Here is a 13,978-nt window from a genome sequence, read left to right as displayed (position 1 = left end):
TCTTTAGGCGTCTTTTTAAGCGTTAAGTAATTGAGTAAGAATGGCGTTTTGGCCATGCATTCTATTTTCGGCTTGCTGCATTAATAGCGACTTATCGCTATCAATTAACGAGCCTGTAATTTCTAAATCGCGATGGGCAGGTTGGCAGTGCATAACGTAGCTTGCACCTGTTGCTTCCATCAGCGCTTCGTTGACCTGATAAGGCATGAACTTTTCTTTGATTACTTCAAGTGGCGTATCGTCACCCATTGAAAGCCATGTATCTGCATAGATAACGTCTGCACCGTTAGCGGCGCTAAGGTCCGTGCTTTCAACAATCGATACACCCGTTTTCTCGGCAATCGCTTTGGCTTGCGCCACAATTTCAGGTGCCGCTTCGTGCCCCTCTGGCGTGACTACAACTTGGTTGCAACCTAAAAGCGCACCAACAATTAATAGTGAGTGAGTTACATTGTTGCCGTCGCCCACATAAGCCATAGTAAGACCTTCAGTTTTGCCGAAGCGTTCAAACATAGTGAGGTAATCAGCAAGGCCTTGGCATGGATGATATTTATCACACAATGCATTAATAACCGGCACATTTGCAGCCTTAGCAAAGGTCTCTAGGGTTTCGTGAGAAAACACGCGAGCGACTATGGCATCAGCCCAGCAGGCTAGATTAGCTGCTGTATCCACTGCATCTTCTCGACCTGCTAATTTGCCCGACTGTGCATCTAAGTACACCATGTGGCCGCCAAGCTTATTAATACCAATATCAAAGCTTACGCGGGTTCGCAAAGATGGCTTTTCAAACAGGGCAACAATTGATTTCCCCGCTAGCACGTTGCTGTAACTTGCTGGGGCTTGTTTAATTTCTACAGCCAATTGCAGCAAGTTTTTCATTGCGTCGGGTGTCCAGTCTGCAAAGGTGAGTAGGTCCTGTTTCATTGTACTTCTCCGGCATTGCCTTTTGTTAATTCAGCGTTTGTTGGCTTTGTGTTTGCCAGCGCTGCGGGCATAATTTGTGTACCCGTTTTTTTATTTAAAATGTCGTTGATATCGGCTGTCCAGCTTGCGATGTAAACCGCGCGGTCTAGGCTCTCTGCAGACGCAAGTGCCGCACCTACTTTCACCTTCATTCCGTCAGTGATCACGCCTTCGTCTGCATATTTCGCAATACTTGCAGCGTTAAGTTCGCTAATTAGCGACTTGTCACCGTCCAATACACCTTCAACATTGGAAAGTAATAAAAGTTCTGCGTTAAGCAATTCGGCGATAACCGTAGCAGCTTGGTCGGCATTGACATTCAGCAGTCTACCTTGTGGGCTTGAGCCAATAGAGCTAATTACCGGAAGTGTAGACTGCGCTAGTACGTTTTTCAGAAACGCAGCATCAGCAGTTGAAGGTACGCCTACCGCACCGTATTGATCAGCCAGTGGCTCGCATACCACCATATTCCCGTCTAGCAGAGATAAACCAACAGGAGTAATACCTGTGGCAAGTGCCGCTGCGCAAAGTTGTTTGTTCGCAGAGCCTGCAAGTGCGCCGCAAATATAAGGCATGTGCTCATCGGGCGTAACGCGAAGGCCATCAATTTTAGTGCTTTGAAGACCAAGGCTCGCCATTAGGGTTTCAACTAACGGGCCGCCACCGTGCACCACAACAACGGGGCGGGTGGCTTGAACTTCTTTTACGCTTAAAAATAAGCGCGTCATTGCTGCTGCATCATCAAGCAATGCACCACCAACTTTAATTACGATAGGTGAAACACTCATAGTACTAACCCTGTTTCTACTGGTTGTTTCGTCATTATGTTAAGGCATTGAATAGCCTGAGAGGCTGCACCTTTCATAACGTTGTCTATAGCAGCGGTAACCACTGCATACCCAGATGCTTCATCTAGCTTCCAGTGAAGATCAACAAAAGGGGTATGAGCAACGTCGTCAATTTTTGGAAAACTGGTACGCAAACGCACAATAGGTTTATCAGCATAGGCGCCAGTGTACGCTTGTTCAAGCTGCTCGGTGGTGGTACCAGCTTTAACCTTCACGGTGACCGTTGCCAAGATACCTCTTTTGAAGTTGCCAAGGTGCGGCGTGAAGATAACGGGCGTGCCCAAATACGCTTCAATTTCAGGCGTATGACGATGACCTAATACGCCATATGCTTGAAGACTGACCTCAAAAAAGCTGGTGGTTAAACTGGCTTTTCTACCTGCACCTGATACGCCGGAAACGGCGTTAATTACAGGGCGTACATTTGCATCAAGCAATTTATTTTCAGCAAGTGGTTTAAGTGCACTAAGGCTGGCTGTGGGGTAGCAACCCGGAACAGCAATTACATCTGCGCTGGCAATCTGTGCTTCGTGCCACTCGGCAAGACCGTAAACGGCCTGAGCTAGACTTTGCTTTTGCGTATGAGGGAAGCCATAAAACTGTTCGAAAACTTGGGTGTCTTTCAACCTAAAAGCGCCTGATAAATCAAGTACCTTTGCTTTACCTGAAGATAGAACAGGCATCCAGTCGTGGCTTGCTTCATGAGGCGTTGCTAGAAAAATAAAATCAACATCGTTAGCCATCTCTGTTAGGGCAGCATCTGAGATAGGCGTGAGCGTAGCATTGACATGGGCCAAGTTGCCGTGAAGCTGTGCAATATTTTTACCCGCATCGCTACTTTTCTCAGATACATAAGTACCCGCTAACGTAAGTTTTGGATGTTGAATTACCAACTGAACAAGTTGTGCACCTGTGTAACCACTGGCACCAATAATTGAAACGCTATACATAATTTAAAATTCAATAAAAGGAGAAAAAAATCACTTTTTACCTTTGTAAACTGGTTGGGCGTAAATCCTTGCCTAACCGCGACCACATTACAAAGGTAAAAAGTGTGCTACCGAATAAGCATAGATGTGCACACGCATCGTCGTGCGCTATGCAAGGTGTAGCCAGCCAGGGGAGAGGTAAACTCTTTGTCGTTGCTAGTGGTTGAACCAACAACGCGAGTTGGTTGTGTCATCATCAATTCCTATCATGTTACAACCCAAATTTCAGGGCTGGATGCCTTAACCGTGGACTAGTGTATCTAATTTGAATGATTATGCAATAAAAATGTATAAATATTTTATCTTGTATTTATGCTGTTTAGCCTGTAACAAGATACTTAATAATATATTTATAGTTGTGACAGTAAGTTGACAGCAAGACTAATAGAACTGAATATTTATATTTAGTAGCTAATAAATAGTAGTCGTACTTACTTATGGCAGCCTTGGTGCTTAATAAGCTAAGAATAAAGTCTGTTTTTGCAAAGAAAAACGGGCCCTAATTGTAAAGCGCAAGTAGCGCATGAAATCAGACAGTGATAAGTGATAGGTTGCTATAGACCTAAGCAGAAAGCTGTAAAAATACGTTGTTGGGATTAAACTCGGAAAATAAAATGAGCAAACTTACTTTAGCGCTGGTGGCGCACGACCATAAGAAGCCCGAATTACTGGCATGGGTTAAACAGCACATTGACGTGCTTAAGCAGTGTAATTTAGTAGGAACAGGAACAACAGGCGGTTTAGTTGCCAGTGAAACCGGATTAGACGTTACACGCTATAAAAGCGGCCCGCTTGGCGGAGATCAGCAAATAGGCGCGTTGATAGCAGAAAACAAGCTAGACGCGCTATTCTTCTTTTGGGACCCCTTAAATCCAGCGCCCCACGACCCCGATGTAAAAGCGCTATTGCGTTTGTGTTCAGTATGGAATGTACCAGTAGCCTGCACACCAGCCACAGCAGATTTAGTGATCACATCACCGCTCTTCCTATCTCCTGAATACAAGCCAGTTAAACCCAACTTCTAAGGCCTTCGGGCAAGCACTATTTTCTCTACGTGCGCTTGTTCAAAGTTGAGGCTTTAATTTAAGCCTCGTTGAACGAATTGGTAAGTAGCGTCCGCGGCCTTATTGGCTATTCCCGCCTTTATATCAGTAGTCTCGATAGACGTTGAGGCTAGTGCATTGTCATCCGAAACCTGTAAAACACTATCTGCATTAATTTCGCTGAGGGACGATGACACTAGAGCTTGGCCCATAGACCACAGGTTATTTGAAATACTTTGCCCAGTAACGTTTTCAACGGCTAAGTCTACAGCGTTATACATAAGGCCACCTACGCCCCCATATAAAAAGCTTCCAGCCAAACTTGCCGCGGCAGCAGTATGGCTAGAGGTGGTTGCCTCGTAAATATCAGACACTATGGGCAGGTGGTTTGCAATATTTAAAACATCAAAGCCGTCTTTAAGGTTAAGCCCGTCATCACCAAATGCGTTTGTGTATAGGGTGTCGAATAAAGTTGGGCTGGCTTCATTTTGATTAATACTAGTATTGTTAATGTCAGACGTTGCGCTGGTAGTAGCAGTATTAGTGGTGTCGCTATTAGTGGATAACGCTTGAAAGATATTGTTTTGCAATGCAGTTAACAGCGTACCTTGCATAGCGACTATGGCATCATCTGAAAGTACATTGCTCATGTTTGTCAGTGGTGAGAGAGCATCTGCTGCAAGGCTTGCAGCACTGATAGCCTCTTCTTTATCCGCAATAGTATCCGTAACGGTATCTGATGTACCCACTGGTTCATTCGTCTGACTCTGTTGTTCAAGTAACAATGAGAATATAGACGGCAAAGAATCGCCGCTTGTTGCCGCTTCATTATCTGATGTTGTTGCAGAATTTGTCGCTTTACTGTCATTGAAACCTGACGCTAAATCAAGTTTTGATAACAGTGCATTGAAGCCAGTTCCAACAGAGCTGGTGGTTGTGTTTTCTAAGGCCATAACATCCCCTTACCCGCAGGCATATAGTTGATTTGTAAAGGTTTTGCAAATAGAGAAAGTGAACGAGATTTCTTCTGATTTGTTCGTTTAAACTTGCTCCTGTCAGGTCATGGATGGCACTTAAATTACACACTGCATAAAAAATAATACTGAGCAATGTCATGAAAGTTCGATGCCATATACACACACTTATCGCAATCTTTACACTTGGGGGTTGCGCCCAAACAATTACTGAAGAAGAGCAGGTGGTTCAAAATAGCCCTACTAACCCCAATGTGTCGCAACGGGCAGTTAGCCAAATAGAAGACGAACCGAAACCTGGTCATCCGCGCTATTCACCACCCAGAGCGCAGCCCACACCCACTTTACATGTGCCTACTGGGTCTTTATTTAACCCTGAGCAATCAATAGGCCTATATGAGCGTCATGCGAACTTTAAAGTAGGAGATATGATATTAGTTAAGCTCGATGAGCAGACCCAATCAGAGAAGTCTCTTGATTTTAATACCGACAAAAATACTTCGTTCGATTTGGCGCCCGTCACATTGAAACTAGGTGGTATTCGTGTTGAAGGCGATGATGTTGAAGTAGAGCATGAGCAAGACAGCGAATTTGCTAGCTCAGCTCAAACCAAACAATCAAATTCAATGAGTGGCAGCATTACTGTATATGTAACCGGTATAACACCAGCTGGTAATTTACTTGTTACCGGAGAAAAGTGGATAACCATGAACAGGGGAAAAGAATACATTCGTTTTTCCGGAGAAGTACGTAAAAAGGACGTTGATGAAAGCAACACAGTATTGTCATCTAAAGTCGGTAACGCATTAATTGAATACAGCGGTACAGGTGATCTACAGGAAAATCAGCAGCCTACGGTAATCGGTAAACTGTTTTCAATTTTTGGTTAGTGACGAGAATTACATGTACAAGAGCCGATTACGTAAAACGCTTACTGGGTTAGTTTTATTCTCTTCATTAATTGTGATTAAGCAGCCTTGCGCTCAATGGGTACAAGGCGAATCTACTGTAGCCCTCGCAGGGGCAGAGTTAAGCGATATAAGAACCAGTGCCATACAAAACGCTATCGCAGATGCGGCTTTTCATAGTGGCAGCACGATATCAGCACAAGATATTATGGTAGATGGTTTACTGCTTTCTAGTAAGGCAGAAATTCGCTCTCAGGGAAGAATACAGCGTGTAGAAATTATAAGTGAAACACTTAAAGACGACCTGCTTACTGTAGTGGTGAACGTTAATATTACGCCTCTGTTTAACTGTACTAATAATGGATTAGCCCATCGGATACTAGTAACGGAGTTCTCTTTAACTTCACCGCAGCAAGCTGCTACCGGTATGCTTTATTCATTTGGTAGTCATGTATCTCAACGTTTTACACAGCAGCTCAATGGGCTTTATAACGGCAATAGTGTTAGCCAGATTCCCGTTTCCCTCATTAACGTAAATACTTGGCTAACGTCTAGTCTCTCTGATGTCGATTTGACGGCGATGTCCACGTACCTTCGAAATGAGTATGGTCAGCAATTTGTGGTATTTGGGTTTGTTAAAGACATTTCGCTTTTTGAACAGGTGTCACAAGCAACGTCGGTATTTGAAAGCGATAGTACAGCACTTCGCAGAAACTTTACTGTTCAGGTTTACGTACTCGATACGTTTAAAGCGAAAGTTATTTTCAACGATAGCTATCACAGTGAAGCGGACTGGCCGTTCTCTCAACACGATTCTGTAGATAGTAACAATAGCCTTTTGTGGCGAAGTGATTTTGGTCGAATGGTGCTAAACACTATACACGCTGCCATTACCGATATTCATGGGGCATTACAGTGCGAAACAACCTATGCGCAAGTTATAGATATATCGCCGGACTATATTGCAATCGACCTAGGTAAAAATAGCGGTTTGACGGCAGGAGATAAATTTTCACTCGTAAAGCAACGCGCGTTACCTACCCTAGGGTTATCAAGAAAATCGGGTTTATTTTCGAGTAATACCCTTACTTTAGAAGTATTTGAAGTGGCTGACGAGGTTAGCTTGCTTAAGGCTGAGCCAGGTAGTGATAGCGTACATCTTGGTGATTTTGTGACGCCACTGACCTTATCCGTAACACAAAAGTTGTCTGAGGCTCAGCCATAAAAAAGGCTGGCCGAAGCCAGCACTTTTTACGGTGGGTAAGGTGGGTAAAAAGGGTAAAAAAGCTAAGCGTTAAGGCTTAAATAGCTCGTGTAGCTTACGTTCTTCTTCGCGCAGAGCTGCTAGTTGCGCTTGCTGCTCTGATGTTAGGACTTGAAACATGGCCTGGTGCTGTCTAGCTTTTTCCACGCCGGCATTAACAAGGCTATCTTTGTATTGCGCGATAAGCGCGTCCCAAGCGTCTTCAGAGAAAGACTGGCTTCGAATTAAATCTCGCTGGGCGTCTTTAAAATTGCGTAGCGTCTCTCTATTTGTTTTCGATGTCTCTTTGAACGACTCGCGAAGCTCAGCAAGGCTTTCTATTTGTGCGTCGGTTAATTCAATGCCTTCGAACAAAAACTCCCTAGGCTTGGGTTTAGGACCTTGACCCTCACCATCCATTCGCTTGGCAAAGCGCGCTTCTTGTTTTTTGAAAGCATCATGATGTTGTTGTCTATCTACTTCTCTTTTAGCGTCTCGAGCTAACAGAGTTGCTTGCTGTTCTTCATTCAGCACCTTGTAGATGTCGTGGCGCAGTTGAGCAAAAGCAAAATGCTTTGCTTCGCGCTCTTCAATTTGGGTTTGGATAAAAGCGCTGATCTGCGCTTCAGTAGCGCTCGCAAAATCTAAGTTAGGTTTTTGAATATCACCAAATTCAGGTCGAGGGTTAGCGTCTTTAAATGCGCTTACGAGTGTTTTTATTTCTTCGCGCTGGGCGTCACTTAAGCTGATGCCGCGAAGATGTTTAACAATTTCTTTTACCGGTTCGTGGTGACGCATTCCAGGCCCGGCAGGATGCGCAAGAGCGAGGCCACCTAAGCCAATTGCTGCTACTGTTACACTAGCAATTAATAACTTTTTCATTGTCGTCTCCTTTTTTTCGGACAGGCTAATCGTAGCGTGCGCGTCTAAAAAAGCAGTCAATGCAGTGTAAAGCTTATGTAAAGGTAATGCCGATTTGTGATTGTAAAGGTCTGAAAAGATATAGTACGCGTTTTGTCAGTGTTGTTTGTAAGCTTAAGGCGAAGCACCCCGCAAGCGTAGGTTGAGTTTTATCTAATTTACAGGCATTTTCATGAATCTAGCAGTTAAAGAGTTTAATACCATGAGTTCAGATTTTCACTTGCAGTCTATCCTTGTTATTGATGATGACCTAGAGCTTACAGAAATGCTTTCCACGTACTTATCGGGTATGGGTTATCAGGTGCAAGTGCGAAATGGTGGTGAAGAAGGATTATCAGAAGCGATCTCCGGGCGTCATTACGACCTGATACTGCTTGATGTGATGATGCCCAAAATGGATGGGTTTGAGGTATTGAAAAAGCTTCGAGCAAGCCACAGTACGCCAGTACTTATGCTTACTGCAAGAGGCGACGATTACGACCGCATTTTAGGCCTTGAGATGGGGGCCGATGACTACTTGCCTAAGCCTTTTAACCACCGCGAGCTTGTAGCGCGAATAAAAGCTATTGTCCGCCGTCATAATTTGTCGTCAACTGGCGGAGCCGTTGAGCAAGACTTATTCGTCAATGGTATCTTTCTAAGTCCCCGCAGTCAGCTGGCAAAAGTGGATGATGTTGAGTTAACACTTACGACAACGGAATTTTTAATTCTGCGCCTGTTAATGCTCAATGCCGCTCAACGCGTTACTAAAGAAGAGATAAGCTTAAAAATACTGGGTAAACCACTTCAAGCCTTTGATAGAAGCATTGATATGCACGTAAGTAATTTACGCAAAAAAATTGGTGCAGTGGCCAGAGATGAAAAAATTAAGACCATTCGAGGTATAGGGTACATGTTAATTGTTGGAAGTCATTGATGGTAAAACTGTTACGCAGTATTAGCCCAACGCGGGCCATCATGGGCCGCTTGTTCCTTTGGTTTTGGGCTACATTCATTGTAACTGCCTTATTGGCTATTTGGGGCAGCCGCCTTTTCTTCGAAGACCTTGAAATCGTACCCATAAAGCCACCTGAAGTGGCTGCTCTCAATCAAGTGGTGGAGCGTATTCAAAACGATCGTTTTCAAAATGCGCCATTACGCGGAGCGCTTGATCGTCATTCCAGAGCTGGGAGGGGGCGAATGGTGGCTGTCGACATTAGTGATAATCGTGTTATTTCAGGTGGAGGGCCTCCGCTTCGTAACGAAGACAGAGAGGATTTACTTAGATTAGTAACACAAACGTCACCCATAGCTGTGAAGCGTGGAGCATTCAAAATATTGGGTCCGGTTTTCTTTGAGCGCAACGGCACCCGATTTGCGCTTTTTACGGTTAGACTGGAAATGCCTGAAAAGCAAACGCCACCGGTTTTACTGTTTCTTTGTATCGCGTTGATCACCACCATATTATTGAGCTGGTTGTTTGCGAAATCACTGACAAACCCTATCTTACGTATCCAAATCTCAGCGAAACGCATAGCAAATGGCGACTGGCAGGCGCGGGTAGGGCGAGCGGCTAAACGTCATGACGAGCTAGGGCAGCTTTCGCGCGACTTTAATAAAATGGCTGAGCAGTTAGAGTCGATGTGGGGGGCGCAAAAGCGCTTATTAGCCGATGTATCACACGAACTTCGCTCACCGCTTGCACGGTTACAAATGGCGCTTGGTCTTGCCCATCAACAAAATGTAGACCCAGAGACGTTAGCGCGGGTAGAGCGAGAAGCTGACCGTATGGAAACGCTGGTAAGTCAGTTGCTAACATTAAGTCGTGCCGAGGCTGGTCAAGCTAAGATGGAAAAACAGATGCTATCGTTAGTGCTCAACGAAGTTTTTACCGATGCGAATTTTGAAGCAGCAAATAAAAACAAACAGTTAAAAATTGATGATATACCTAAAAAAATTGTTGTCATCGACAGTATGATGCTCTGTCGCGCTGTGGAAAATGTTCTGCGTAACGCCATTCGTCACAGCAGCTTTTTAACGCATATTTCGTATAGTGAAGACGATGAGCAGTGGAGCATTCATATCACCGATGACGGTGAGGGGCTGACGGTAGAGGAATGTGAACGTATATTTTCGCCGTTTTATCGGGCTACCCTTGCAAGGGAGCGAGAGTCAGGAGGCGTTGGACTAGGTTTATCCATTGCAAAAGCATCTGTTGAGTTGCATCATGGGCGAATTATAGCTGAACCTGTTGAGCGCGGTGGGCTGCGAGTAACCCTGTCATTTCCGAAGTAGTAACTTTGACGATGCTCTGCAGTCTTACCAAGAGCGCCTATTAACTTTAATAGGGTATTTATGAACTGGATGTTCACATCAGAAAACAATTTAGCCAGCACCTTCGCCTCCCACATTAATCCTTTTTGGCAGGACAGTGTTACTCAGGGCCATTTCACTGGCAAAGATGATATAAAGGTGCGCTACGCCTACTGTATTCCAGAAACGCCGCAAGCCACTATTGTTATTTGTTCGGGTCGCATAGAGTCTTACTTAAAATACAAAGAGTTTATTTACGACCTTTATCAGAACGGCTTTGCCGTTTTTATTCTCGATCATCGAGGGCAAGGCTTGTCTGACAGAATGACACGTGATCCTCAACACGGGTATGTCGCGGATTTTGATGACTATGTTGATGACTTTGTCATGTTCGTAGAAACAATAGTGAAACCGCTACAGCAAGGTCCGTTACAGCTGGTTTGCCACTCGATGGGCGGCGCTATCGGAGCGCTTACACTGTTGCGTTTGCCTAACTTGTTCTCCAAAGCTGTGCTGGCTTCGCCCATGTTCGGTATTAAACCTTCCTTGCCTAATTGGTTGGCGAATGGCTTAATCCGAACCGGCCTAGCGGTAAATAGAATGAAAAAAGCAGACGCAGGGTATTTCTTCGGTCAAACACCGTATATTGCGTTTCCTTTTTCATTGAATAAGCTTACCCACAGTAAAACCCGCTATGCGTTGTTTCGCGAGTTATATGATGAAGAGCAAGAAATCCAGCTTGGGGGCGTAACTACTGAATGGTTGGCCGCAGCCCATCAGGCTATGAATAGGATTGAAGATAGTGCGGCGGCAATCACCACTCCAGCACTAGTTTTAAGCGCCGACGATGACGCCATAATAGATAATAAGCGCCAACGAAGGGTGGCACACCTAATGCCAAATGCTGAGCTTGAAATTATACCAAGGGCTTATCATGAATTATTCACCGAGTCAGACGACATTCGCGAGCGCTCTCTTTCCAGAATTCTAGACTTCTTGATCGCAGAGTAGGTGATGAATTTCCGTGTTTCGTTGTAGAATACGTCGGTTATTAACAGTGAAGGTCGTTTAAAAACATGCTTGATGTCGTACTTTATCAGCCAGAGATCCCGCCAAATACGGGAAATATTATCCGTCTATGCGCAAACAGTGGGTTCACACTACATTTAATCGAGCCTTTAGGTTTTGAGTGGGACGACAAGCGAGTACGACGTGCAGGTTTAGATTATCATGAATTTGCTCACGTTAAGCGCCATGCAAACTTAGAAGCCTACCTTGAAGATGCAAAACCAAATCGAGTATTCGCTTGTACAACAAAAGGCAAAGCGTTTCATAGCGATGTATCGTATCAAAAAGGTGATGCACTTATATTTGGTCCTGAAACCCGTGGTTTACCCGACGATTATATTCAGTCGTTACCTCCAGAGCAGCGTGTTCGCATTCCCATGTTGCCAGACAGTCGCAGCATGAACCTATCCAATGCCGTATCTGTCTTTGTGTATGAAAGCTGGCGTCAATTTGGCTACGAAGGGGCACGCTAGCAGAAGGTGTTAAAAGCAGCCCGAAGACATTCACTTTTACGAAGCCCCCTTGCTGGGGCTTTTTTGCGCCTAGTGTAAAGACACTGTAAAGCCTGCCTGAGTCAGTTTTCGTTCAGCTTCACTCATTAATATAGCCTGTGAACATGCACGAATGAGTTAGGAGAAGCAGTATGAAACGTATCACACTGGGTATTATCACTGGCGTTTGCTTAATGATTGCGGGGCAGGCAAGCGCCCATTCAGGTCATCATTCTCACTCGAATAGAGGGGCGAATGAAAGAGTCACTATTATTACGCAACCTGCTCGTCCGCTTATTGACGTAGCCATACGCGTTCCTGAAATTGGCCTGTACGTTAACGTCTTGCCAGGTGCGCATAGAGTGGAGGTTATCGACAATCATCGTTATTACGTTGCTAATAATCATTACTATCGCAAGCATGGGAATCGCTATGTGGTTGTTGATTCCCCCTACAAAAAGGTGAAAAAAGTGAAACGCCACAAGCGCAGTCACGTTGGCTATCACGACAACACTAAAGTGATCGTGGTAAGAGAAGGCCGCTAAGACAGGTTAATAGGCTGGATATAGATAGAATAAGTGGGGCGTTAAACGGTTGATGGTTTTTGCTACCAAGCAAAAACCATCAATTATTCACTAGGCTTCTTGCTTGAGGTCTCGACCAAGCAGAGCTAAGGCCGCCTCTTTAGGGGATTTTCCGTGATAAAGCACAGCATAAATTTGTTCACAAATAGGCATTTCTACGCCTACTTTTTTAGACAATATATGCACTTCTTCAGTGTTGCGATATCCCTCAACCACTTGTCCGATTTCGTCAATAGCAACATCGACACTCTTGCCTTGACCCAAAGCCAGCCCAAAGCGACGGTTGCGCGACTGATTGTCAGTACAGGTTAATACTAAATCGCCAAGACCCGCCATACCCATAAAGGTTTCTGGACTTGCACCCAGCTTCACGCCCAAACGGGTAAGCTCTGCTAAACCTCGGGTGATCAGCGCCGTTCGCGCGTTTGCACCAAAGCCAAGGCCATCGGCTAGGCCCGCGCCAATAGCGATAACGTTTTTAACCGCACCACCAAGCTGAACGCCAGTAAAGTCTGAGTTTTTGTATACTCTGAACGACTTTGCACAATGCAGCTTTGCTGCAAATTCGTCACTTAAAGCATCGTCGGTAGAAGACAATGAAATTGCAGTAGGTAATCCCGCTACCATTTCTTTAGCAAAGGTAGGGCCTGATAACACGGCTAGGGGATAGTCGGTACCCAGTATTTCCTCTGCCACATCGCGAAGCAAACGGCCAGTTTTTGGCTCAAGTCCTTTGGTCGCCCAAATAATACGTTGATGCGGTTTAAGCAATGGCTTTAAGCTTTGAAGCATAGCTGCAAACGCATGGCTAGGTACAACCACTAAAATATCTTTGCTGGCAGCAACAACGTCTTCTAAGTCGGCATTAACCACCAGTGCATCTGGAAATGTTGCGCCTGGAAGATAACGAGCATTCTCTCGGTTCGCTTCCATTTCGACAATGTGCTTTTCATCACGGCCCCAAAGCAGTGTGGGGTTGCCATTTCTGGCAAGACAAAAAGCAAGGGCGGTGCCGTAAGACCCCGCCCCTAATACCGAAACTGACTCTGAAACCGAATTCGACTTCATGTCCACGTGTTTCATGTTCACCTAATTAGGCGTCCATTTTTGGCGCTTCGCCCTGCGCTTGCTGTGCACGTTTTTGCACGTAAGCTGCAAAGATAGCGTCGAAGTTTACAGGCGCTAGGTTAAGTGGAGGGAATGTTCCACGGTTAACCAAGTTAGAAATGGTTTCACGCGCATATGGGAAAAGCATGTTCGGGCAGAACGAGCCCAGCGTGTGCGCTTTGTTTTGGTCTGGCATTTCGCCAATAGCGAAGATACCTGCTTGTTGCACTTCACAAAGGAATGCGGTTTCTTCACCAAGCGTTGCCGTAACGGTAACTGAAAGTACAACTTCAAATACATTTTCTTCTAGCTTGTTAGTGCTAGTGTCGATGTCTAGTTTAATTTCAGGCTTCCACTCTTTAGTGAAAATAGCTGGCGCGTTTGGAGACTCAAAAGAGATATCTTTTGTGTAGATACGCTGAATATTGAACTGAGCACTCTGTTGCGCTTGTGCGCCCGCTGCTTCGCCGTTATTTGTCTGATTTTCGTCAGCCATGGTATTTCCTATTTAATTGTCGTTTTAATTTAATGTAGTGCGTTGCTG

Annotated in this window: 16 protein-coding genes; 8 read left to right on the top strand and 8 right to left on the bottom strand. The window is 44.9% G+C overall.

The window, feature by feature from the left end; translation table 11 throughout:
• Nucleotides 1-15: 15 nt before the first annotated feature.
• From ACXAFM_RS07255 to ACXAFM_RS07240, 4 genes are all read right to left on the bottom strand, one after another.
• On the bottom strand, nt 16-927 hold the full coding sequence (locus ACXAFM_RS07255; protein WP_474834006.1) for an ornithine carbamoyltransferase: 912 nt from the start codon (nt 925-927) through the stop codon (nt 16-18).
• Nucleotides 924-1,754: an acetylglutamate kinase gene (gene argB / locus ACXAFM_RS07250; RefSeq protein ID WP_474834004.1), complete on the bottom strand. Its 831-nt coding sequence runs from the start codon at nt 1,752-1,754 to the stop codon at nt 924-926. The genes ACXAFM_RS07255 and argB overlap by 4 nt, the downstream gene beginning before the upstream one ends.
• On the bottom strand, nt 1,751-2,764 hold the full coding sequence (gene argC / locus ACXAFM_RS07245) for an N-acetyl-gamma-glutamyl-phosphate reductase (protein ID WP_474834002.1): 1,014 nt from the start codon (nt 2,762-2,764) through the stop codon (nt 1,751-1,753). The genes argB and argC overlap by 4 nt, the downstream gene beginning before the upstream one ends.
• A 107-nt stretch (nt 2,765-2,871) precedes the next feature.
• Nucleotides 2,872-2,997 (bottom strand): hypothetical protein, encoded by a 126-nt coding sequence (locus ACXAFM_RS07240; protein WP_276203235.1) that lies wholly within the window; start codon nt 2,995-2,997, stop codon nt 2,872-2,874.
• 420 nt (nt 2,998-3,417) lie between these two features.
• Between ACXAFM_RS07240 and ACXAFM_RS07235 the strand changes: the two genes are divergently transcribed.
• Complete coding sequence (locus tag ACXAFM_RS07235) at nt 3,418-3,828, top strand: methylglyoxal synthase (RefSeq protein ID WP_474834000.1); 411 nt, start codon at nt 3,418-3,420, stop codon at nt 3,826-3,828.
• A 53-nt stretch (nt 3,829-3,881) separates the two neighbouring features.
• Here the strand turns inward: ACXAFM_RS07235 and ACXAFM_RS07230 are convergent, their stop codons facing one another.
• On the bottom strand, nt 3,882-4,799 hold the full coding sequence (locus ACXAFM_RS07230; protein ID WP_474833998.1) for a hypothetical protein: 918 nt from the start codon (nt 4,797-4,799) through the stop codon (nt 3,882-3,884).
• Nucleotides 4,800-4,960: 161 nt separating this feature from the next.
• Between ACXAFM_RS07230 and ACXAFM_RS07225 the strand changes: the two genes are divergently transcribed.
• Both ACXAFM_RS07225 and ACXAFM_RS07220 read left to right on the top strand, forming a co-directional pair.
• Nucleotides 4,961-5,710 (top strand): flagellar basal body L-ring protein FlgH, encoded by a 750-nt coding sequence (locus ACXAFM_RS07225; RefSeq protein ID WP_474809047.1) that lies wholly within the window; start codon nt 4,961-4,963, stop codon nt 5,708-5,710.
• Nucleotides 5,711-5,723: 13 nt separating this feature from the next.
• On the top strand, nt 5,724-6,953 hold the full coding sequence (locus ACXAFM_RS07220) for a flagellar assembly protein T N-terminal domain-containing protein (RefSeq protein ID WP_474833996.1): 1,230 nt from the start codon (nt 5,724-5,726) through the stop codon (nt 6,951-6,953).
• 69 nt (nt 6,954-7,022) lie between these two features.
• Here the strand turns inward: ACXAFM_RS07220 and ACXAFM_RS07215 are convergent, their stop codons facing one another.
• Nucleotides 7,023-7,853, bottom strand: coding sequence for a Spy/CpxP family protein refolding chaperone (locus ACXAFM_RS07215; RefSeq protein WP_474833994.1), 831 nt, complete (start codon nt 7,851-7,853; stop codon nt 7,023-7,025).
• Nucleotides 7,854-8,064: 211 nt separating this feature from the next.
• Here ACXAFM_RS07215 and ACXAFM_RS07210 point away from each other — a divergent pair, with 211 nt between their 5' ends.
• The 5 genes from ACXAFM_RS07210 (at nt 8,065) to ACXAFM_RS07190 (ending at nt 12,288) form a co-directional block, all read left to right on the top strand.
• Entirely contained in the window at nt 8,065-8,808 is a 744-nt protein-coding gene (locus ACXAFM_RS07210) for a response regulator (RefSeq protein WP_474828177.1), read from the top strand.
• Complete coding sequence (locus ACXAFM_RS07205) at nt 8,808-10,166, top strand: ATP-binding protein (protein WP_474828175.1); 1,359 nt, start codon at nt 8,808-8,810, stop codon at nt 10,164-10,166. Before ACXAFM_RS07210 ends, ACXAFM_RS07205 begins: the two co-directional genes overlap by 1 nt.
• 60 nt (nt 10,167-10,226) lie before the next feature.
• Nucleotides 10,227-11,195 carry an alpha/beta fold hydrolase gene (locus ACXAFM_RS07200; RefSeq protein ID WP_474833992.1) on the top strand — a complete coding sequence of 323 codons (969 nt, stop codon included), beginning with the start codon at nt 10,227-10,229 and terminating at the stop codon, nt 11,193-11,195.
• A 65-nt stretch (nt 11,196-11,260) separates the two neighbouring features.
• Nucleotides 11,261-11,725, top strand: coding sequence for a tRNA (uridine(34)/cytosine(34)/5-carboxymethylaminomethyluridine(34)-2'-O)-methyltransferase TrmL (trmL, locus tag ACXAFM_RS07195; protein WP_039219267.1), 465 nt, complete (start codon nt 11,261-11,263; stop codon nt 11,723-11,725).
• A gap of 170 nt (nt 11,726-11,895) precedes the next feature.
• Nucleotides 11,896-12,288, top strand: a complete 393-nt coding sequence (locus ACXAFM_RS07190; protein ID WP_474828170.1) for an NAD(FAD)-dependent dehydrogenase — start codon at nt 11,896-11,898, stop codon at nt 12,286-12,288.
• 90 nt (nt 12,289-12,378) lie between these two features.
• Here the strand turns inward: ACXAFM_RS07190 and gpsA are convergent, their stop codons facing one another.
• Together gpsA and secB are read right to left on the bottom strand one after the other, a co-directional pair.
• On the bottom strand, nt 12,379-13,410 hold the full coding sequence (gpsA, locus tag ACXAFM_RS07185) for an NAD(P)H-dependent glycerol-3-phosphate dehydrogenase (protein WP_474833990.1): 1,032 nt from the start codon (nt 13,408-13,410) through the stop codon (nt 12,379-12,381).
• Between the two features lie 10 nt (nt 13,411-13,420).
• Nucleotides 13,421-13,930 (bottom strand): protein-export chaperone SecB, encoded by a 510-nt coding sequence (secB, locus tag ACXAFM_RS07180; RefSeq protein ID WP_014948068.1) that lies wholly within the window; start codon nt 13,928-13,930, stop codon nt 13,421-13,423.
• Nucleotides 13,931-13,978 lie beyond the last annotated feature (48 nt).

The organism is Alteromonas sp. ABD4_190, from assembly GCF_056160105.1.
Note: the sequence above shows the minus strand (reverse complement) of the source record. Positions and strands in the feature narration are given on the sequence as shown.

Coding starts and splice junctions, on each gene's coding strand:
- ACXAFM_RS07255 (WP_474834006.1), bottom strand. CDS start 927: ATGAAACAGGACCTACTCACCTTTGCAGACTGGACACCCGACGCAATG.
- argB (WP_474834004.1), bottom strand. CDS start 1,754: ATGAGTGTTTCACCTATCGTAATTAAAGTTGGTGGTGCATTGCTTGAT.
- argC (WP_474834002.1), bottom strand. CDS start 2,764: ATGTATAGCGTTTCAATTATTGGTGCCAGTGGTTACACAGGTGCACAA.
- ACXAFM_RS07240 (WP_276203235.1), bottom strand. CDS start 2,997: ATGACACAACCAACTCGCGTTGTTGGTTCAACCACTAGCAACGACAAA.
- ACXAFM_RS07235 (WP_474834000.1), top strand. CDS start 3,418: ATGAGCAAACTTACTTTAGCGCTGGTGGCGCACGACCATAAGAAGCCC.
- ACXAFM_RS07230 (WP_474833998.1), bottom strand. CDS start 4,799: ATGGCCTTAGAAAACACAACCACCAGCTCTGTTGGAACTGGCTTCAAT.
- ACXAFM_RS07225 (WP_474809047.1), top strand. CDS start 4,961: ATGAAAGTTCGATGCCATATACACACACTTATCGCAATCTTTACACTT.
- ACXAFM_RS07220 (WP_474833996.1), top strand. CDS start 5,724: ATGTACAAGAGCCGATTACGTAAAACGCTTACTGGGTTAGTTTTATTC.
- ACXAFM_RS07215 (WP_474833994.1), bottom strand. CDS start 7,853: ATGAAAAAGTTATTAATTGCTAGTGTAACAGTAGCAGCAATTGGCTTA.
- ACXAFM_RS07210 (WP_474828177.1), top strand. CDS start 8,065: ATGAATCTAGCAGTTAAAGAGTTTAATACCATGAGTTCAGATTTTCAC.
- ACXAFM_RS07205 (WP_474828175.1), top strand. CDS start 8,808: ATGGTAAAACTGTTACGCAGTATTAGCCCAACGCGGGCCATCATGGGC.
- ACXAFM_RS07200 (WP_474833992.1), top strand. CDS start 10,227: ATGAACTGGATGTTCACATCAGAAAACAATTTAGCCAGCACCTTCGCC.
- trmL (WP_039219267.1), top strand. CDS start 11,261: ATGCTTGATGTCGTACTTTATCAGCCAGAGATCCCGCCAAATACGGGA.
- ACXAFM_RS07190 (WP_474828170.1), top strand. CDS start 11,896: ATGAAACGTATCACACTGGGTATTATCACTGGCGTTTGCTTAATGATT.
- gpsA (WP_474833990.1), bottom strand. CDS start 13,410: ATGAAACACGTGGACATGAAGTCGAATTCGGTTTCAGAGTCAGTTTCG.
- secB (WP_014948068.1), bottom strand. CDS start 13,930: ATGGCTGACGAAAATCAGACAAATAACGGCGAAGCAGCGGGCGCACAA.